General features: G+C 34.8%; 23 protein-coding genes. 22 read left to right on the plus strand and 1 reads right to left on the minus strand.

The features are described 5' to 3' along the window. Positions 1-11 precede the first annotated feature (11 nt). Positions 12-443, minus strand: a complete 432-nt coding sequence (locus tag DFR78_RS03605; protein WP_114457484.1) for a divergent PAP2 family protein — start codon at positions 441-443, stop codon at positions 12-14. A gap of 171 nt (positions 444-614) precedes the next feature. Here DFR78_RS03605 and DFR78_RS03610 point away from each other — a divergent pair, with 171 nt between their 5' ends. The 22 genes from DFR78_RS03610 (at position 615) to DFR78_RS03715 (ending at position 19,878) form a co-directional block, all read left to right on the plus strand. Continuing rightward, positions 615-1,952, plus strand: coding sequence for a folylpolyglutamate synthase/dihydrofolate synthase family protein (locus tag DFR78_RS03610; protein ID WP_158531703.1), 1,338 nt, complete (start codon positions 615-617; stop codon positions 1,950-1,952). Positions 1,953-1,956: 4 nt separating this feature from the next. Next, positions 1,957-2,523, plus strand: a complete 567-nt coding sequence (locus DFR78_RS03615) for an SPOR domain-containing protein (protein ID WP_114457486.1) — start codon at positions 1,957-1,959, stop codon at positions 2,521-2,523. Between the two features lie 123 nt (positions 2,524-2,646). Beyond that, the gene (rsxC, locus tag DFR78_RS03620) at positions 2,647-3,972 is read left to right on the plus strand and encodes an electron transport complex subunit RsxC (protein WP_114457487.1); all 1,326 of its coding nucleotides are present in this window, start codon (positions 2,647-2,649) and stop codon (positions 3,970-3,972) included. An 11-nt stretch (positions 3,973-3,983) separates the two neighbouring features. Then, positions 3,984-4,895: an RnfABCDGE type electron transport complex subunit D gene (locus tag DFR78_RS03625; RefSeq protein ID WP_114457488.1), complete on the plus strand. Its 912-nt coding sequence runs from the start codon at positions 3,984-3,986 to the stop codon at positions 4,893-4,895. Beyond that, positions 4,896-5,456 carry an RnfABCDGE type electron transport complex subunit G gene (locus DFR78_RS03630; RefSeq protein WP_114457489.1) on the plus strand — a complete coding sequence of 187 codons (561 nt, stop codon included), beginning with the start codon at positions 4,896-4,898 and terminating at the stop codon, positions 5,454-5,456. Further along, positions 5,456-6,052 (plus strand): electron transport complex subunit RsxE, encoded by a 597-nt coding sequence (rsxE, locus tag DFR78_RS03635; protein ID WP_114457490.1) that lies wholly within the window; start codon positions 5,456-5,458, stop codon positions 6,050-6,052. The genes DFR78_RS03630 and rsxE overlap by 1 nt, the downstream gene beginning before the upstream one ends. A 3-nt stretch (positions 6,053-6,055) precedes the next feature. Beyond that, positions 6,056-6,646 (plus strand): electron transport complex subunit RsxA, encoded by a 591-nt coding sequence (gene rsxA / locus DFR78_RS03640; protein WP_114457491.1) that lies wholly within the window; start codon positions 6,056-6,058, stop codon positions 6,644-6,646. A gap of 21 nt (positions 6,647-6,667) precedes the next feature. Beyond that, the gene (locus tag DFR78_RS03645) at positions 6,668-7,660 is read left to right on the plus strand and encodes an RnfABCDGE type electron transport complex subunit B (protein ID WP_114457492.1); all 993 of its coding nucleotides are present in this window, start codon (positions 6,668-6,670) and stop codon (positions 7,658-7,660) included. 178 nt (positions 7,661-7,838) lie between these two features. Then, a complete protein-coding gene (locus tag DFR78_RS03650) occupies positions 7,839-8,246 on the plus strand; it encodes a NusG domain II-containing protein (protein ID WP_114457493.1) in 408 nt (135 codons plus the stop codon). 28 nt (positions 8,247-8,274) lie between these two features. Next, the gene (locus tag DFR78_RS03655; protein WP_114457494.1) at positions 8,275-8,790 is read left to right on the plus strand and encodes a Gx transporter family protein; all 516 of its coding nucleotides are present in this window, start codon (positions 8,275-8,277) and stop codon (positions 8,788-8,790) included. 4 nt (positions 8,791-8,794) lie between these two features. Then, entirely contained in the window at positions 8,795-9,370 is a 576-nt protein-coding gene (locus DFR78_RS03660) for a nucleoside triphosphate pyrophosphatase (protein WP_114457495.1), read from the plus strand. A gap of 19 nt (positions 9,371-9,389) precedes the next feature. Continuing rightward, positions 9,390-10,085: a DNA repair protein RadC gene (gene radC / locus DFR78_RS03665; RefSeq protein ID WP_114457496.1), complete on the plus strand. Its 696-nt coding sequence runs from the start codon at positions 9,390-9,392 to the stop codon at positions 10,083-10,085. Positions 10,086-10,101: 16 nt separating this feature from the next. Further along, positions 10,102-11,142, plus strand: coding sequence for a rod shape-determining protein (locus tag DFR78_RS03670; protein WP_114457497.1), 1,041 nt, complete (start codon positions 10,102-10,104; stop codon positions 11,140-11,142). A 3-nt stretch (positions 11,143-11,145) separates the two neighbouring features. Then, the gene (gene mreC / locus DFR78_RS03675; protein ID WP_233486964.1) at positions 11,146-11,985 is read left to right on the plus strand and encodes a rod shape-determining protein MreC; all 840 of its coding nucleotides are present in this window, start codon (positions 11,146-11,148) and stop codon (positions 11,983-11,985) included. 14 nt (positions 11,986-11,999) lie between these two features. After that, entirely contained in the window at positions 12,000-12,500 is a 501-nt protein-coding gene (gene mreD / locus DFR78_RS03680; RefSeq protein ID WP_158531704.1) for a rod shape-determining protein MreD, read from the plus strand. Beyond that, positions 12,488-14,377, plus strand: coding sequence for a penicillin-binding protein 2 (gene mrdA, locus DFR78_RS03685; protein WP_114457500.1), 1,890 nt, complete (start codon positions 12,488-12,490; stop codon positions 14,375-14,377). Before mreD ends, mrdA begins: the two co-directional genes overlap by 13 nt. 62 nt (positions 14,378-14,439) lie before the next feature. Further along, on the plus strand, positions 14,440-15,039 hold the full coding sequence (gene minC / locus DFR78_RS03690; protein WP_114457501.1) for a septum site-determining protein MinC: 600 nt from the start codon (positions 14,440-14,442) through the stop codon (positions 15,037-15,039). A 24-nt stretch (positions 15,040-15,063) separates the two neighbouring features. Next, positions 15,064-15,858, plus strand: a complete 795-nt coding sequence (minD, locus tag DFR78_RS03695) for a septum site-determining protein MinD (protein ID WP_114457502.1) — start codon at positions 15,064-15,066, stop codon at positions 15,856-15,858. 22 nt (positions 15,859-15,880) lie between these two features. Beyond that, entirely contained in the window at positions 15,881-16,135 is a 255-nt protein-coding gene (minE, locus tag DFR78_RS03700) for a cell division topological specificity factor MinE (protein WP_255416517.1), read from the plus strand. 12 nt (positions 16,136-16,147) lie between these two features. After that, on the plus strand, positions 16,148-17,287 hold the full coding sequence (rodA, locus tag DFR78_RS03705; RefSeq protein ID WP_114457504.1) for a rod shape-determining protein RodA: 1,140 nt from the start codon (positions 16,148-16,150) through the stop codon (positions 17,285-17,287). Positions 17,288-17,318: 31 nt separating this feature from the next. After that, positions 17,319-19,187 carry a TIGR03960 family B12-binding radical SAM protein gene (locus DFR78_RS03710; protein ID WP_114457505.1) on the plus strand — a complete coding sequence of 623 codons (1,869 nt, stop codon included), beginning with the start codon at positions 17,319-17,321 and terminating at the stop codon, positions 19,185-19,187. Further along, complete coding sequence (locus tag DFR78_RS03715) at positions 19,177-19,878, plus strand: TIGR03936 family radical SAM-associated protein (protein ID WP_114457581.1); 702 nt, start codon at positions 19,177-19,179, stop codon at positions 19,876-19,878. The genes DFR78_RS03710 and DFR78_RS03715 overlap by 11 nt, the downstream gene beginning before the upstream one ends. Positions 19,879-19,880 lie beyond the last annotated feature (2 nt).

Here is a 19,880-nt window from a genome sequence, read left to right on the forward strand (position 1 = left end):
CAGGTTGAAAATTAAAGCAAATAAAACCAGTTTATAAATGCCAGGATAATTCCAAGTACAATACCGGAAACAACTTCAATTGGAGTATGACCTATTAATTCTTTTAAATCTTTTTTTATTATCTGTTTATCTTCTTCATAACTTCTGATCTCAAGATGTTTAATCATATTATTTATTACATTTGCCTGTTCCCCAACAGCTCTTCTTACACCACTTGCATCATAAGTTACAATTAGAGAAAATACTGTTACTATGGCAAAAAGATCAGAGTTGATTCCATATTTGAGGCCGACAGTTGTGGTGAGAGAGGCCACAAAGGCAGAATGAGAGCTGGGCATTCCCCCGGCAGTAAAGAAAGTGGAAATATTTAATGGTTTTATAAAAAATATTTTTAAAAATTGAGCTGTAAAAAGGGAAAAAAGTGAAATCCAAAGTAGAGACATATTTATACCTCCAGATAAAGACCTTGTAAAATAAATTCATTACTTTGTTTTTTTTATTTTAACTTATATCATCCCTTTTTTGCAAATAGAATTGATCAATATTTTAAAAATGCAATATTTTTGCTGCTGAAATAAGGATAAAGAAATTTATGGAATTGAGGTGTTTAAATATTGAATCCTTATTTGTATTTAAATAATTTAAACAAATTTGGTAAAGAAGGTGGTTATAAACCAGGATTAAAGAGAATAGATCGACTTTTATATTATCTGGGCCGGCCGGAAGAAAATCTAAAATTTATTCATGTTGCTGGGACAAATGGTAAGGGATCTACTGCTTCTTTTATAGAGAAAATTTATAGAGAAGCAGGCTATAAAACAGGATTATATATATCACCTCATCTTTATCATTTTAATGAACGGATTTCTGTTAATGGCCGGACAATAAGTAGTGTTGAACTTGAGGAACTGGTTGCTGAAGTTAAAAAGGCATCAGATAAGGTTGTAGAGGAAAGTGATTATGGAGAACCCAGTTTTTTTGAAATAGCAACTGCACTGGCTTTTTTGTTTTTTGACAGACATAGACCTGATATTGTTATTCTTGAAGTAGGACTGGGAGGGCGATTTGATGCAACAAATATTATTAAGGATTCTCTTGCTTCAGTAATAACCAGTATAGATCTGGAACATACAGAACTTCTGGGAGATACAAGAGCTAAAATTGCTTATGAGAAGGCAGGTATAATAAAAAATAATGGACTTGTTTTTTCAGCTGTTTTAGATAGTTCTGCCAGGAATGTTATTCAAAAGAGAGCAGAAGAATTAAATGCAGAATTTATAAATATTGATGATATCTATGCAAAAATCGGTAATGAAAGCAGCTTTTACAAAAATTATTTAATTATATCAAAAAACAGCAGAATACATAGATTCAAAATTGGACTTAATGGCAGATATCAGGCTCGTAATGCCGCTCTTGCCCTTGCTGTGGTAGAAGGATTGAAAAAAATACTTCCTTTAGAAAATCCAGCTGTAGAAAAAGGACTGGCCTGTACATACTGGCCGGGAAGGTTAGAAATAGTCTGCCAGAATCCTCCTGTATTGATTGATGGTGCACATAATCCTGCCGGCATGAAATCCTTTATAGATTTTGTGGAAGAGCATCAGTATAGATTTGATGGAGTTGATTTTATTTTCTCTGTGCTTTCAGATAAGGATGTAGATCTTATGCTGGATCAAATTAAAAGAATAAAAAATAATCTACACATACACCTGGCTGAAAACAGGTCAGAAAGAACTATGAAGATTGATAAATTGATAGATCGATGTAAATTTTATGATTTAAAATATACAGCATATAAAAGTCTTTCTTCTGCAGTAGAAAAAATATTTTCAATTTATGATGAGAAAAAAAGGCTGATAACAGCTTCTGGTTCTTTTAATACAGTTGTAGAAGCCGGCATAACAGCAAAATTGAGCTGTCGAGAAAAAATTACAAATAGTAGAAGGTGAAAATATGTCTGAAAAGAAGAAAAAAAGTGGATTTTCTTTAACAGTGATAGTTATTTTTATGGCTGCAGCTGCTATTTTTGTTGGATATCTGCTGGGAAGCTGGTTAATACAGCTTCTTAATGAAGATAATACTCCTCAGATGGCACAGGAGCAGTCGGAAGAAATTACCTCAACTGAAAGTAGTATATCCACAACCGGTGAAGCAGAAACGGATACAGAATTTAAAAAACCCAAAACAGAGTCAGTAAAAGAGGAAACTTCTGCTGTAGATACTTCTGAGTCCCAGAATATCTCTGAACCTGCGGCCAATGTTTCTGAAAACCAGAATAATGTGGAATCTGAAACAATTGTTGAAAGTGGTGATTTTGGTATTCAAGTTGGTGCATTTGCTAACTATGAAAATGCCAAGCAGTATAAAAAAGAAATAGAAGCTAGAGGTTATAAAGTTATAATTACTGATACAGACCCCCACAAAGTACAGATAGTTGGCTATACAAGCAGAGAGGAAGCTGAAAAAGCAGAGAAAGAAATAGAATCAGCTGGGTATAATGGATTTATTGTAAGTTTTTAGGCTATAATTTGATTTTAATGTTGTTCTTATTTAAATATTAGTATATAATAGGAATGGTCATTATTTATATTTAATATTTTATTATTTTATATACTTTAATCATTTAAGGGGTGAAATTATAAAGTGAGTATTTTGTCTTTTAAACAGGGGATACATCCTGAATATAATAAAGAATTAACAAAGGATAAACCCCTAAAAAATGCTGCACGACCAGAAGTTGTTACTATTCCTCTCCAGCAGCATATAGGAGCTCCATTAAAAACTCTTGTAAAAAAAGGGGATCATGTAGATATGGGGCAGAAACTGGCAGATAGCGATAGTTTTGTTTGTGCACCTGTACATGCTTCTATAACAGGAACAGTAAAGGAGATTAAAAAAGTAGTAACACCTGGCGGCAGCCGATCTGATGCTGTAGTAATTGAAGCAGATGATGAGGATAACTTCTCCAGCGATTTAGAAAAATTTGCTGATCTGGATGAACTCAGTGGAGAAAAAATTCGTAAAATTATTCGTGAAGCTGGGATTGTAGGTATGGGGGGAGCAATGTTCCCAACCCATGTAAAAGTCTCCATTCCAGATGACAAAAATGTTGAATATGTTATTTTAAATGGGGCAGAGTGTGAGCCGTATTTAACTGTTGACCACAGAGTCATGGTAGAAAGACCGGAAACTGTGGTCTTTGGCTTAAAAGCTTTAATGAAAGCAGCTGGCGCAGAAAAGGCTTTTATTGGAATTGAGGTAAATAAGCCTGAAGCAATAGCCAGTATGAAGGACGCTGCTGCAGATGACGAGAAAATCGAAGTCAAAGAACTAGAAACAAAATATCCACAGGGTGGTGAGAAAATGCTTATAGAATCCATCCTTGGTAGAGAAGTACCTGCCGGTGGCCTTCCGCTGGATGTTGGGGTTGTTGTTAATAATACTTCCACTTCAGCTGCAGTAGCAGATGCAATTAGAAAGGGAAAACCACTGATAGAGAGGGCTATAACTATTACAGGCAGAGGAGTGGAAAAACCTCAAAATCTTGTTTATAGGATTGGTACATCTATTGCAGACTTAATTGATCAGGCCGGTGGATTTAAGGGTGAACCAGGGAAAGTCATTTTGGGAGGACCGATGATGGGATTTGCCCAAAAAGATCTTGATATCCCTACAGTTAAAGGTACTTCCGGGATTTTAATTTTGCCGAGAGAAGAAGTAGATGCTTATGAGCCCTCTCCATGTATAAATTGTGCAAAATGCGTGGATGCATGCCCTATGTTTTTAATGCCTACTCAACTTGTTAATTATACGAAAAATGATATGGTGGATGAGCTGGAAGAATATCAGGTATTAAGCTGTATTGAATGTGGGTCATGTTCTTATGTGTGTCCAGCTAAAATACCACTGGTACATTATCTTAGAATTGGGAAAGGCCAGGTTATGGCCCGGAGAAGGAAAGAGCAATAAGGAGGATGAAAATGAATAACGAGCAACTGATTGTAACATCTTCACCACACATCAGAGCTGCAGATTCTGTTAGCAAAATTATGTGGTCGGTTGTAATATCACTGATACCGGCTGTGTTTGCTGCAATATACTTTTTCCAGGCTCGGGCCCTTTCTATAGTAGTGGTAAGTGTTCTTGGAGCAGTTCTGACAGAGTATGTTTTTCAGAAAGTAAGAGGCAAAAAAATAACCATCAAAGATGGAAGTGCAGTTGTAACAGGTGTTTTACTGGCTTTAACATTACCACCATCTATACCACTGTGGACAGTTCTGCTAGGAGCGGTAGTTTCGATAGGACTTGGGAAACAGGTATTTGGTGGAATCGGATATAATCCATTTAATCCTGCACTTGTAGGAAGAGCTTTTTTAATGGCAGCTTATCCGGTGATTATGACAACCTGGACTGTGGATGGAGTAAGTTCTGCAACTCCCCTAAATAATATGAAGATGCAGGGAATTGCAGCTGATACATGGAATTTATTTGTTGGTCATGTAGGTGGATCTCTGGGAGAAACATCTGCCCTTGCACTATTACTTGGTTTCGCATTTCTGCTTTATAAAGGATATGTAAATTGGAGGATTCCAGTAGGAATGGTAGGAACAGTGTTTATTTTTACACTGGTTTTTGGGGCAAATCCTATTTTTCATCTTTTTGCAGGTGGATTAATGCTGGGGTCATTGTTTATGGCAACAGATATGGTTTCTTCACCGGTGACTAAAAATGGCCGCTGGATTTTCGGAATAGGTGCAGGTTTAATTGTTGTAATCATCAGGCTCTGGGGTGGATATCCAGAAGGAGTAATGTATGCTATACTGCTGATGAATACCACAGTTCCACTCATTAATAGATATACAAGGCCTCGTTCCTTAGGAGAGGTGAGATAAATGGAAAAAGAGAGTATTGGAAGATTAGTTCTTACTTTAACAATAATTGGAATAATCTCTGCCCTTACACTGGCTTTTGTATACCAGTGGACAACACCTTACATAAAGGAACATCAGGCAGTCGCTCAGGAAAAAGCAGTATTTAATGTGCTGCCCGGTGCAGAAAAATTTGAAGAAGTAACTAAAAATGGACATACTTTTTATGAAGGTTACAATAATGCAGGTTCACGTGTGGGTGTTGCATATATCGCAACTGGTGGAGGTTTTCAGGGACAGATTGAATTGATGATTGGGGTAAATTTAAATGAAGAAAAAATTTATGGAATCAGCATTTTAACTCATTCAGAAACACCGGGTTTAGGAGCTAGAATTACAGAAGATGCATATAAAAGCAATTTTGTAAATAAACCTTTTGGTGATTATACAGTAGTAAAAAGAGAAGCTGCTGAGCAGACAGAAGTAGAAGCAATTTCGGGTGCTACTATTTCTTCTGAAAAGGTTACTACCATAATAGAAAATGCAGTAAGTACAATACAGAGTGCATATGGAGGTGGAATGTAATGGCCAGTCAACTGCTTGATGATTTTAAAAATGGTCTCTGGAACGAAAACCCTATTTTTAGATTAGTTATTGGAATGTGTCCAACTTTAGCTGTTACTAATACTACAGAAAATGGACTGGCTATGGGGATAGCGACTTCTTTTGTATTGATTTCTTCAGAAATTGTAATATCTTTAATTAAAAAATTGATACCCAAAAATGTTCGTATTCCAAGTTATATTCTTATAATAGCTACCTTTGTAACATTTACTGATTATTTCCTTAAAGCTTTTTATCCAGGTATTGCGGCATCTTTGAGCCTGTTTATACCACTTATAGTTGTTAACTGTCTGATTCTGGGAAGACAGGAAGCTTTTGCATCCAGAAATCCTGTACATAGAGCTATTGCTGATGGGCTAGGCATGGGTATAGGTTTTACCTGGGCACTGACTCTTTTAGGTGCAGTTAGAGAGCTATTTGGTATGGGTTCAATCTTTGGTTTTCAGATTTTAGGTGCATGGTATAAACCGATGATTATTATGGTTCTGCCAGCCGGAGCTTTTATAACGCTTGGTATTTTAGTTGGTATTATGAACTTGATCAGCAGGGAGGGTTAAATAATGGAACAGTTCACACAGGTAATACTGTTATTTATCAGTACAGTTTTAATAAATAACTTTATACTGGTTAGATTCCTGGGAATATGTCCATTCCTTGGTGTTTCTAAACATGTAGAAACAGCTTTTAGTATGGGATTAGCAACAACATTTGTTATGACCCTTACTGCAGCAGCAACCTGGCTGATAAATACTTTTATTTTGGAAGCTTTAAATCTTCCTTTTTTACAGTATGTATCCTTTATAATTGTAATAGCATCTCTGGTTCAGTTTGTGGAAATGTTTATCAAAAAAACGAGTCCTGTTTTATATAAAGCACTGGGTATCTTTTTACCTTTAATTACAACTAACTGTGCGATACTCGGACTGGCTCTGCTGATTCCTTTAAATGGATACAGCTTTATTGCCAGTGTTGTATTTGGATTTGGTGCCGGTGTAGGTTTTACTCTGGCTATAGTATTAATGGCCGGTTTAAGGGAAGGACTGGAATTTGGTGATGTCCCCGGTACTTTAAGGGGTGTACCGATTACTTTAATTATAGCTGGAATTATGGCAATGGCATTTATGGGCTTTTCTGGCCTTATTTCGATGTAGTTGGAGGTGGAATACAGATAAATGGATTCAGTATATATATATTCGATTTTAAGCATGGGTGGTATAAGTGCTCTATTAGCAGCTGGTTTAGGTTTTGCTTCAAAGAAATTTGTAATTGACCAGGACCCACGTATAGATAAAGTAGAAGATGTTTTACCGGGAGCTAATTGTGGTGCATGTGGTTATGCAGGATGTGCCAGTTTTGCTGAAGCTGTTGTAGAAGGTGATGCACCGGTAAATGGATGCCCGGTTGGTGGTGACAAGGTTGCCAGTAATATAGGAGATATTTTAGGAAAAGATGCAGGCAGTTCTACCAAAATAGTAGCAGAACTTCTCTGTGGTGGTGGTAAAAAAGAAGCCAGACGCAGAGGAGAATATAAGGGGATTGAAACCTGTCAGGCAGCAGATGCAATAAATGGTGGAGAAAAAATATGTTCATTCAGCTGTCTTGGATTTGGTGACTGTGAGGCTGTTTGTCCTTTTGATGCAATTGTAATGGGGGAAAATGGTCTTCCAGAAATTGACCCGGAAAAATGTACAGCGTGTGGTAAATGTGTTGAAGCATGTCCGCACAATATACTGCTTCTGGCACCAAATTCTGCTAAAACACATATTAGATGTTCTTCTCATGACTCCGGAAAATTAGTTAGAAAAATATGTGAAGTAGGCTGTATAGGATGCGGTATTTGTGCAAGAGTTTGTCCGGTTGATGCAATAGAAATGCAGGATAATCTGGCAGTAATTGATTATGATAAATGTGTTAACTGTGGTCTCTGTGCAGAAAAATGTCCAACTGGAACAATAAAATTTCAGGCTGAAAGAATTCAGCAAGTAGAAATTAATGATAAATGTGTTGGCTGTACATTATGTGCAAAGGCATGCCCTGTTGATGCTATTTCGGGTGAAGTTAAAGAAAGGCATGTAATAGATCAGGACAAGTGTATTCAGTGTGGTTTGTGTTTTGAAGCATGTAATGTTGATGCAGTTGACCTCTTTTATGAAAAAGACTTATAAGAAGTTGAGAAGTGAATGATTAAAAATGTAATTTCAATTTAATCTTTACACTTATATACCCGGCTTAAGCCGGGTTTTCTTTTGTTTATGATATTTACAGATATGTGGACATAACAGCTAAAAGATGTTAAAATATTAATTAATGATAGTACAAATTAATAAATTGTGGTGAATTTATTTGAAGATAAATGATATTATTACGTTTTATGATAAAATTTTGATTATAATGATAATTATTGCCAGTTTATTAATGCTTTTTGCGCCTTTTTATTATTTTCAGCAGGGTGATTCAGAAAATCTTTATCTCATTATTGAATCAAATGGAAAAGAGGTTAAAAGATTTCCACTGGAAAATACCTTTTCTAAACCTGTTGTATTTGAGGTGGCTGGACCAATAGGTATACATAAAATTGAAGCATATCAGGGAAAAGTTAGGGTTAAAGAAGCACCGGATGATGATCCCCTAAAAATATGCGAAAAAACCGGCTGGATAGAGCAGCAGGGTCCTATTATTATCTGTGTCCCAAACAAGATTGGTATTTGGATTGAATCTTCAGATGCAGAAGTTGATGGTATGAGCTGGTAATGATGATATTGAAAAGAAGGGTAGATCAGTGATTAGAACTAGGAAAATAGTTATTATAGGTTTATTAGTTGGATTAGGTCTTATTATGCATTTTGTGGAAACTATGCTTCCATTAACTGCTGTAGTGCCGGGCGCCAAATTGGGGCTGGCTAATATCGTAAGTTTAATTGGAATTGTTCTGTTTGGATTTAGTGGTGGGCTGCAGATTGTGCTGTTGAGAATTATTATAGGTTCACTTCTTGCGGGTACTTTTATGACTATAAATTTTTATTTAAGTTTAAGTGGTGGATTGTTGAGTTTTTTTATGATGTATTTTGTTTATGAGTTTTTTCAAGATAAATTCAGCCTGATAGGTGTCAGTGTAATTGGGGCAGTTACACATAATATAGGACAAATAGTTATAGCATATCTAATAATCGAAAATGCTGCTGTCTTTTATTATCTGCCATTTTTAACATTACTTGCAGTACCTACGGGAATAAGTGTTGGCCTGGTTAGTTTTTTTACAGTTTCATATTTGCCCACTTCTCTTACCGGGAGGTGAAATAATGGGAAAACTCGTGTTAGCTTCAGCTTCCCCGAGAAGGGAAGAACTTTTAAAACAGCTGAAACTTCAATTCACAATAGTTCCGAGCAGAATAGATGAAAGTCAGTTTAATGGTTTAAAACCTGTTGATATGGTGGAAAAATTGGCATTTGCAAAGGCTGAATCTGTTTCAGAGCTGGTTGAAGAAGCTATTATAATTGCTGCAGATACTGTTATTGTAGCTCAGGATAGAGTTCTGAACAAACCGGAAGATGCAGAAGATGCTAAAAATATGCTTTCAGCTTTAAGTGGTAAAGAGCATCAGGTTATAACAGGTGTGGCTGTAATGAATTCTGAAACAGATGAATATCTGGTAGAACATAATATTACCAGTGTATTTATGGAAGAAATTTCAGAAGAAGAGATAGATAAATATCTTGAAACAGGGGAACCGATGGATAAAGCTGGAGCATATGCTATACAGGGATTTGGATCATTATTTGTTAGAGAAATTAAAGGTTCTTATTATTCTGTAGTTGGACTGCCTTTAAATCAATTATCAAAAATGTTGAAGAAATTTAATTATGGAATCTTATAAGAGAAAGGAGTTTATTTTGATGGAGGCCGAAAAAGGCAGGTTTACCATCAAAGAATTGCCAAAAGAAGAAAGACCCAGAGAAAAACTGCTTTCTAAAGGAGCAGAGTTTTTAAGTAATGCAGAACTACTGGCACTAATTATTAGGACTGGAAGTAGAGAAAAAACTGCTGTGGAGCTTGCTCAGTATATTATTAATTATTTTGGAGGACTAAAAAATTTAATTAATTTAAGCTGTGAAGAACTGACGGCTGTTAAAGGTGTTGGTAAAGCAAAAGCAGCACAGATATCTTCTTTAGTAGAACTATCAAAAAGAATTTCTAAAACAAAGGCAAAAAAAGGGAAAACGATTTTTACTCCATCTAAAGCAGCTGAACTGCTAATGGAAGATATGAGGCATTTAGAGCAGGAAGTTGTAAAAACAGTGCTGCTTGATGTTAAAAATAAAGTTATTAAAATTGCTGAAATTACAAAAGGTGGATTATCAAGTTCAATTGTACATCCCAGAGATGTTTTTAAAGAAGCGATACGCAAAAATAGTGCTGCAATCATTATGGCACATAATCATCCAAGTGGTGAACCTACACCGAGCCCTGATGATATCAGAATCAGCAAAAAAATTGCTAAATCTGGAACAATACTGGGTATTGAACTGATTGACCATATAATAATTGGTGATGGAAAATATGTAAGTTTAAAAGAAAAAGATTTGATTTGAAAGGGGTATTTCATAGATGATATTTGAATTTCTGAGTGCACCGTTTTCCAGGGATATGGGAGTTGACCTGGGAACTGCCAATACACTCGTATATATTAAAGGGAAAGGAATATTGATTCGGGAACCATCTGTTGTGGCTCTGCGAAAAAATAAGCAGGAAGTTCTGGCTGTTGGAGATGATGCAAAAAGGATGATTGGAAGAACTCCTGGAAATATAATTGCAGTTAGACCAATGAAAGATGGGGTTATCGCAGATTTTGATGTAACCGAAACAATGCTCAGATACTTTATTACAAAGGCACACAAGAGGAGCCGTATGGTTAGGCCGAGGATAATTATCTGTGTTCCTTCTGGTGTTACTGAAGTAGAAAAAAGAGCAGTAATAGATGCCGCAGTACATGCAGGGGCGAGGGAGGCATATTTAATTGAAGAACCGATGGCCGCTGCAATTGGTTCAGGACTGCCGGTACATGAACCGACTGGGAATATGATTGTGGATATCGGTGGTGGAACTACAGAAGTTGCAGTTATATCACTTGGCGGTATAGTTACCAGCAGATCTATCCGAATTGGTGGAGATGAAATGGATGATGCTATAGTTCAGTATGTTAAAAGAAAGTATAATTTAATGATAGGAGAAAGAACAGCTGAAGAAATAAAAATAGACATTGGTGCAGCTTTTAGTGAAGAATTACAGGGAAGCAAAGAAATAAGAGGAAGGGATATGGTTACCGGTCTTCCAAAGACTATAGAAATAACAGGAGAAGAAATTCAAAAAGCTTTAGAAGAACCTGTTATCAGCATTATTGATGCTGTTAAAATGACACTGGAAAAAACACCACCAGAACTTGCTTCTGATGTGATGGATAGAGGTATTATACTTACAGGTGGTGGTGCACTGCTTCAGGGGTTAGATCAGCTTTTAATAAGAGAAACACAGATGCCTGTTCACATTGCTGATGATCCTCTTGATTGTGTTGTAAAAGGAACTGGAATAGCTTTAGAAGAAATCGATTCACTTAAAAAAATACTTATAACTCCCAAAAAACTATCATAGGAGGTGTACCTGTTGTTTGATTTTAACAGGACCTCTATTATTACATTGATTTTTATTGTTCTAATTTTATCTATACTAGGATTTTTATTTTTAAATGATATAGAAATTTCTTTTTTGAACTGGATTTCCAGTCGGATATTTAATCTTTTTACACCTGTACTTAATTTGATAAACAAAGTATATGATCAAGTTACAGGATATTTTTCTGCCCTGTTTTCTATTAATGATCTCATTGAGGAAAATAGGAGATTAAAAAAGGAAATTGCTTCAATAGACCGGCAGAAAATGATAATACAGAGTGTGATTAGAGAAAACAATAGATTGAGAAGCATGCTGTCATTTAAAGAAGCCAATGATTTTGAAGTTTTAGGTGCTGAAGTTATAGGAAATTCTTCTACTAATTGGGAAAAAAAGATTATAATTAATAGAGGAGCTGAAGACGGTATAAGAAATAGAATGCCAGTTATCACATATAATGGTTTTCTTGTGGGTAAGATTGATTATGTCGGCAGTAATTCATCACATGTAATGCTGGTTAATGACAGTGAGTTTGTGGTTGGAGGAATAATTTCCAGGGAAGATTCAAGAGCTATTGGACTTATAAGAGGATCTGTAGGTGGTAAGAAAATGAATATAATGGATAATATTGCCTGGAATGAAGATATAGCAGTTGGTGATACCGTAGTAACTTCCGGCCTATCAAATAATTACCCACCGGGATTAAAGATTGCAGAAATTACAGAAGTGACAGCTGATAATTATGGTGTTTCCCAGAAAGCAGAGCTGCAGCTTTTTGCTGATACAGTTACAATAGAAGAAGTACTGGTCATAACCGAATTTTAACTGGAGAGATTAAATTGAGAGATTATGCTTACAGTTTTTTGATATTAATAGTTTTGCTGCTCTGCCAGTTATCTGTCAGAACGTTTTTCCCATCGTTAATATATATACCGGATTTTTTGCTCGTTTTTGTTGTTCTCAAATCTTTAATTAAGGGATATAAATCTTCGGCTGTTTCAGCCCTTACTGCCGGAATACTTCAGGATATTTTACTTGGGGAATTTATAGGTGCTTTTACCATAGTCAAACCAATAGTTACTTTTTTTTCTTCTGCTCTTTCTGGAAGGTTTTTTGCGGAAAATTTTGTTATTCCTCCTGCAGTAGTCTTTATGGCTACCATTTTACACGAAACTTTGTTCATACTTTTAAAAGAAAATTTTAATTATAATTTTGATTTTATATCATTGTTTATTAATATTATATTGCCGCTTGCATTTATAAATGCTTCTATTGCATTTGTATTTTATCTCTTTTATTATTTTTTGTTAAGTGAGGGGGCAGTTGATTGGATAGAGTAAAATTTTTGCGCATTATAATTATTATTATTTTTGCAGTAATGCTTGTTAGAGCGGGTTATCTGCAGATTGTCAGAGGAAATTATTATTATGAATTATCGGAAGGTAACAGGATTTCAATTAGACCAATTAATGCACCCCGAGGAAAGATAATTGATCGAAAAAATAGGGTAATTGTATCAAATAAATTAACCTACAGCTTATATCTGCTTCCAAATGAAATTCCTCCTGCTGAAAACCCAAAAAATATATTAAAAAAACTTTCAGAAATAGCCTCAATTGATTATAAAATATTACTGGATAATTATAACCGCAGTTTTCATGAAGACAGCTTAGAGCCAATTATTTTAAAAAGAAATTTAGCAAAAGAAACAATGGTTGTTGTTGCAGAAAATAATGATGTACTGCCCGGTATTTTTGTTAAAGAATCTTCACTTAGGGATTATGTTTATCCAGAAACAATGGTTCATGCAACTGGCTATATTGGTGAGATAAATAAAAATGAATTAATTAAACTTAATAAAGCAGGATATAATTATTCGGGTGGAGATTTAATTGGTAAAGCAGGTCTTGAAAGAGAGTATGAACTTTATCTTAGAGGTCAAACAGGTGCTGAGCAGATAGAGGTAAACAGTAGAGGTAGAAAAGTTAAAACTATTGGTATAAAAAGTCCTGAACCCGGAAATAATTTAATATTAAATATTGATTTTGATCTGCAGCAGGCAGCTGAAAAATTGCTGGAAGAAAATTTCGAAAAACTGCGCAGAGAAGCAGAAGATGACCCGAAAAGAAATAAACCAACTGGAGCTGCAGCTATTGTAATGGATGTTAGAGATGGGTCAATTTTATCAATCACAAGTGTTCCGGATTACAATTTAAACTTATTTGCCAGGGGTATTTCCGAAAATGAGTATAGTTCTCTGTTAAATAATAAATTAAAACCGATGATCGACAGAACTATTATGTCAGCTGTACCACCTGGCTCTATCTTTAAACTGGTAACAGGTACTGCAGCAGTGGAGGAATTAGGAGTAAGGGCTGACACAAATTTTTATGACTCATCAGGTGTTTTTTATTTACCTAACTGGTCCAGACCTTTTAGAAACTGGCATTATGGTGGAGAAGGCAAGCTGGATTTTACAAAAGCTATTGCCAGGTCAAATAATATAATATTTTATCAGCTGGGATTTGATTTATACAAAGAGTATAAAGGAAAAATGCTGGCCAGATATGCTCATAAATATGGACTAGGGAAAAAAACAGGGATAGATCTTCCAGGAGAAAAATCGGGTTTGGTTCCAGATGATGAATGGAAGCAGAAAACTTTTTCTGAAAACTGGTATCCAGGTGATTCAGTTAATCTTTCTATTGGTCAGGGAGGACTTTTAACTACACCAATACAGATCACAGAGCTGATAGCGGCTATTGCCAGTGATGGTGCTATGTATAAACCTCAGATTGCAGATAAAATAGTTGATCCTGATGGTAAGATTTTGGTTGATTTTAAACCTGTGTTAAAAGAAAATCTTGCTTCAGTAGCTCCAGAAACATTTGCTGTTCTTAAAGAAGGTATGTATGAAGTTACAAATAAAACATATGGAACTGCAAACAGATATTTTAAAAATTTTCCGATAGAAGTGGCAGGTAAAACTGGTACTGCTCAGACATCAACTGAAAATAATCATGGCTGGTTTGGCGGATTTGCACCATATGAAAAACCAGAAATTGCTGTCCTGGTTTTTCTGGAAAACGGTGGCTCCAGTTCTTTTACAGTACCAATAGCCAGAGATATAATGGGTTATTATTTTGGATTAAAAAATTTCAGCAATGGAAGAAAAAAAATATATTATCACAGTAAAAGAAATATTTTAGATGAGTAGAAGGAATTTATATTTGATTAAAGAATATTATATAATAATTAGCATATTTGAGGAGAGATTGCATGAGTTCAGTTTTTTCATTTCAGGCAGTTACAGATGGGGTTTTAATGAATTTTAGGGCAGGAGTAAATTTTGAACAGATCAAAAGTTCTGTAAAACTTCATGCCAAAGAAGCTGGAGATTTTTTTAAAGGTATCTGTCTTTATATTAACTTAAATGGAGTAAAATTAACTTTTTCAGAAATGCAGCAGCTGATGGATATTGTCCAGAATTATAATAAAGTGAGGGAAATATATTTTACTGCTCAGCAGTCTACCCAAAAAGCTGATAGTGAAGGAGATAAAGCTTTAATTATTAATAGAACACTGCGATCCGGACAGATGATTAAGCATTTTAAAAGTATAGTTATTATAGGAGATGTAAACCCGGGAGCTGAAGTGATAGCAGGAGAGGATATAATAGTATTTGGAAGACTTAAAGGTGTTGTACATGCTGGAGCAGGTGGAAGCAGAGAAGCGAAGGTTGCTGCTTTAAAGCTTAATCCTACACAACTTCGTATAGCTTCTTTAATTGCTCGTTCACCTGATGATGCTTATACAGCTGAATTGGAACCAGAAAAGGCTTATATTAAAGATGGAGTAATTATAGTTGAAAAATTATAAATAATATTTTAGGGGGGATGAAATTTGGCAGGAACAACTATTGTTGTTACATCAGGAAAAGGTGGAGTGGGGAAAACTACTTCTACTGCTAATATTGGAACAGCACTTGCAATGCATGATAAAAAAGTATGTTTAATAGATGCAGATATTGGGCTGCGTAATCTTGATGTTGTAATGGGATTAGAAAATAGAATAGTATATGATATTGTTGATGTTGTTGAAAATAACTGTAGAATGGAACAGGCTATGATTCGCGATAAGAGGTATGATGGATTATTTCTTCTTCCGGCCGCACAGACACGAGATAAAACTTCAGTAACACCATATCAGATGAAAGAGTTAATAGAAAAGTTAAAAGAAGATATGGATTATGTTATAGTTGATTCTCCAGCTGGAATTGAGCAGGGTTTTAAAAATGCAATTTCTGGAGCTGATAGGGCTGTTATAATTACTACACCAGAGGTTTCAGCTGTTAGGGATGCTGATAGAATAATTGGGCTTTTAGAGGCTGAGGGTATATATAAACCGGAAGTTATTATTAATCGGATTAGAGTGGATATGGTCGAAAAAGGTGATATGATGGGTATAGAAGATATGATAGAGATACTTGCAATTGAACTTCTTGGTATTGTACCTGAAGATGAGGGGATAGTAGTTTCTACAAATAGAGGAGAGCCCATTGCTTTAAATGATAAATCAAAAGCAGGACAGGCATATAGAAATATTGCTAGAAGAATAATGGGAGAAGATCTTCCGATTATGAAACTTGAAAAGGAAAGCTTTTTAAGCAGATTTAAAAAATTAGTTGGTTTATCCTAGATGAGGGGGGATTAATATCGATATTTTAAAATGGCTTGGATTTAAAAATAAAGAAGATAAATCCAGTAAAAATGTGGCTAAAGAGCGTCTTCAGTTTGTATTGGTTCAGGATAGAATCAAATTAACTTCAGATGAAATGGAATCTATGAAGGAAGAATTAATTGAAGTACTGACAAAATATATTGACGTTGATTCGAGCAAAATTGAAATGGATGTAAAAAGAGAAGAGGATATGACAGCACTTGTAGCAAATTTTCCCCTTAAAGGATCAAGATAAAGGTGTTATTTTATGGGATGGAATAAAAAATTACTGCGCTATTTGAATTTTAATATTCCCTTAACTGTACTATTATTAATATTTATAGGTCTGATGGTAATAAGCAGTGCTACTGAAGTTAACAAAGTTGATTCTACCGGGTTTTTTTATCTGCAAAAACAAATTATTTCAGTTGTGCTGGGAATTATTGCAGTTATTGTTTTGCAATTTTTTGATTACAAAATTTTCAAAGAATATGCTCCTTTTATATACAGTTTTATGATTTTTCTTTTAACTGTAATTTTGTTTTTTGGTCGAACAATTGCCGGTGGAAAACGCTGGTTAAGTATTGGACCTTTTAATATTCAGCTGGCTGAGCTTGCTAAAATTATGCTCATTCTAGTACTGGCAGCCATACTAGATAATAATTCTGATGATTTAGGTTATTTAAAAGGGATGTTTCTTCCCTCTGTTGCTGCTTTTATTCCATTTTCGTTAATAATTCTGCAGAATGATTTGGGGACAGCACTTGTGCTGTTTTTTATATATTTAGTTATGATGTTTGCAGGTGGAGGAAATCTAAAAATAATGGCAGCTATTTTTGGTGGAGGATTTTTAATAGTAGTGCTGATTATTACTGCTCATGTGATGATTGATACCCCTTTACCTTTTCTTCAGGAATATCAGCTGAATAGATTGATTGTTTTTATAAATCCTGATGTAGATCCATACGGCAGTGGTTATAACATTATCCAGTCTAAAATTGCTCTTGGCTCCGGCAGAATAACCGGCAAAGGCTTATTTGCAGGGACACAAAATCAGCTTAATTTTTTACCAGAAAAACACACAGACTTTATTTTTTCAGTAATTGGAGAAGAGTTTGGATTTATTGGTTCAGCAGCTGTGATTTTGTTATATTTATTTTTGCTCTGGCAGTTTATGAATGTTGCAGAAAATGCGAGAGATAGATATGGGTATTTGGTAGCTGTCGGTATAATGGCTATGTTTTTATTCCATATTTTGGAGAATATAGGAATGACAATGGGAATTATGCCTATAACAGGTATTCCACTTCCTTTTATTAGTTATGGTGGTACTTTTATGACCACTTCACTTCTGGCAGTTGGAATAGTGATTAATGTCAATTTAAGAAAAAATAAAATTATATTTTAAAAGTGTTTTGAAAATTTAATGAGGTGGTTTTTTGCAGTATAAAGAAAAAATTAATAAAAATTTACATAGAATTTCAAATCCAGAAAGATATATTGGTAATGAATGGAATTCTGTTAGAAAAGAATGGTCACCAGATAAACTAAAAATTGCACTTGCGTTTCCTGATGTTTATGAACTTGCTATGTCACATTTAGGTTTAAAAATACTTTATCATCTGATAAATTCTGAAGAAGAATTTATTGCAGAAAGAGTTTATGCTCCCTGGACTGATATGGAGAAATTAATGAGAGATATTGACATTCCTTTATTTACACTGGAGAGCTATCATGAAATTAAAGATTTTGACTTAATTGGATTTACACTTCAGTATGAGATGAGTTATACAAATATATTAAATATGCTTGATTTGAGTGGTATTTCTATTTACAGCTGTGAAAGGAAAGAAGAAGCTCCTCTTGTTATTGCTGGTGGGGCAAATGTTTTTAATCCGGAACCGATAGCTGATTTCATTGATTTATTTTTTGTAGGAGAAGCAGAAGATTTAATTATACCATTTCTTAAAAAATATCAGCAGCTTAAAGATAGTTTTTTGAATAAAAAAGAAATTTTAGTTGAATTAAATAAATTATCAGGTATTTATGTACCTTCACTGTATGATGTTAAATATGAAGACAGAAAAGTTTTGTCATATAGCAGCTCCAAAACAGATAAAGAAAAAGTGAAAAAACAGCTGGTGAAAAATCTCGATCAAGCATTTTATCCGGTTAATTTTATTGTACCTTATAAAGATACAGTTCATGATAGAATTGTTCTAGAAATTTCAAGAGGGTGTACAAGAAGCTGTAGATTTTGTGAAGCCGGAATGACCTACCGGCCTGTCAGAGAAAGAAGTATAGAAAGGCTTGTTGATCTGGCTGAAAGAGCTGTTGACAGTACCGGTTTTGAAGAAATATCTCTTACTTCTTTAAGCACAGTAGATTATATAGAAATAAAAAAACTTGTAAAAGAAATGAACCGCCGTTTTAGTGATAGAAAGATAAGCATTTCTCTTTCTTCATTAAGAGTGGATAAATTTTCTGTGGAACTGGCAGAAGAAGTTCAGAAAGTCCGCAAAACTGGTCTAACTTTTGCACCTGAGGCTGGTACACAGCGTTTGAGAGATGTTATTAATAAAAATGTGGATGAACAAGAACTCTACAGTGCAGCTCGAGCTGCTTTTGAAAGCGGCTGGTCAAAAATAAAGCTTTATTTTATGATTGGTCTGCCAATAGAAACTATGGAAGATATAGAAGGTATAGTTAGAATGGCCAGAAAGGTTCTGGAAATTGGTCGTCAAATAAGAAGAAATACCAAAAAAAAGATGAGGCAGATAGAAATTTCAGTCAGTGTATCAACATTCATTCCCAAACCTTTCACTCCGTTTCAGTGGGTAAAGATGGATGAGGTTGAAGAAATTATAGAAAAACAGAATTATTTGCGTGATAATCTAAGGGGAAGGGGATTAAACTTCAGCTGGAATGATCCAGAATTAAGCAGGCTTGAGGGAGTTATAGCTCGTGGAGACAGGAGACTTGCACCTGTTATTGCAGATGCCTGGAAAAAAGGAAGTAGATTTGAAGGATGGAACGAATTATTCAATCCACGACTCTGGGGAGAAGCTTTTAGAGAAAATGATATTAATCCCAAAGATTATCTGTGCATGAGGGAGGACGAAGAAGTATTCCCCTGGGAAATACTGGATATTGGTGTCAGCAGGGATTTTTTATTTAAAGAATATCAAAAATCTTTTAGTGGTGAGAGAACGGCTGACTGCAGATTTGAAAGCTGTACAGGCTGTGCAGTCTGTGACAGCTTTTCTGCTGGTTTGGAACTGATGAGTGGTGATGGAAATGCTTTATAGAATAAAATTTTCCAAACTTGAGGATGTTATGTATATATCTCACCTTCAGCTTATAAAAACACTGAGGAGAATTGTTAGACGGTCCAAACTTCCTGCTGTTTTTAGTGGTGGATTTAATCCACAGATAAAATTATCAGTAGGACCTCCACTTGCAGTGGGAATTATCAGCAGAGGAGAATATTTTGATTTAGAATTAGCGGAAAAGTTGGAAACAGAAGTGATTATTAACAGATTAAATAATGTTTCTCCATCAGGAGTAAGATTTATTCAAGCAGTTAAAATAGATAAAAGCACAAAATCTTTATCTTCTATTTTAAATACTGCTGTATATACAATAAATTTTAATTTTAATGAAAATTTGAATTTAAAAAAGCAGAAAAAAATGCTGGATGAATTTATGAAAGAAGATAAAATTATCGTTGTCCGAAAAAGGCGAAATAAAGCAGATAGAGAAGTGGACTTAAAACCGAGAATATTTTCTGCTGAAATTGTGGAAAAAGATTTATGGAAGTTTGCTGTTGTCACAGGCAGCAGAGGAAATGTGAGGCCTGAAGAATTAAATAAAGCACTGATGAAAAAATATTCATCAGTGAACAAAATTACTCCACTTGATGTAATAAGAGAGGGAGTTTTTGTTAATAAAAACAACAAATTTTATAGTCCATATTCAGACAGCATTGTCAGGAGTTGAGA

Source organism: Halanaerobium sp. MA284_MarDTE_T2, from assembly GCF_003337245.1.
Lineage (GTDB): Bacteria > Bacillota > Halanaerobiia > Halanaerobiales > Halanaerobiaceae > QPJE01.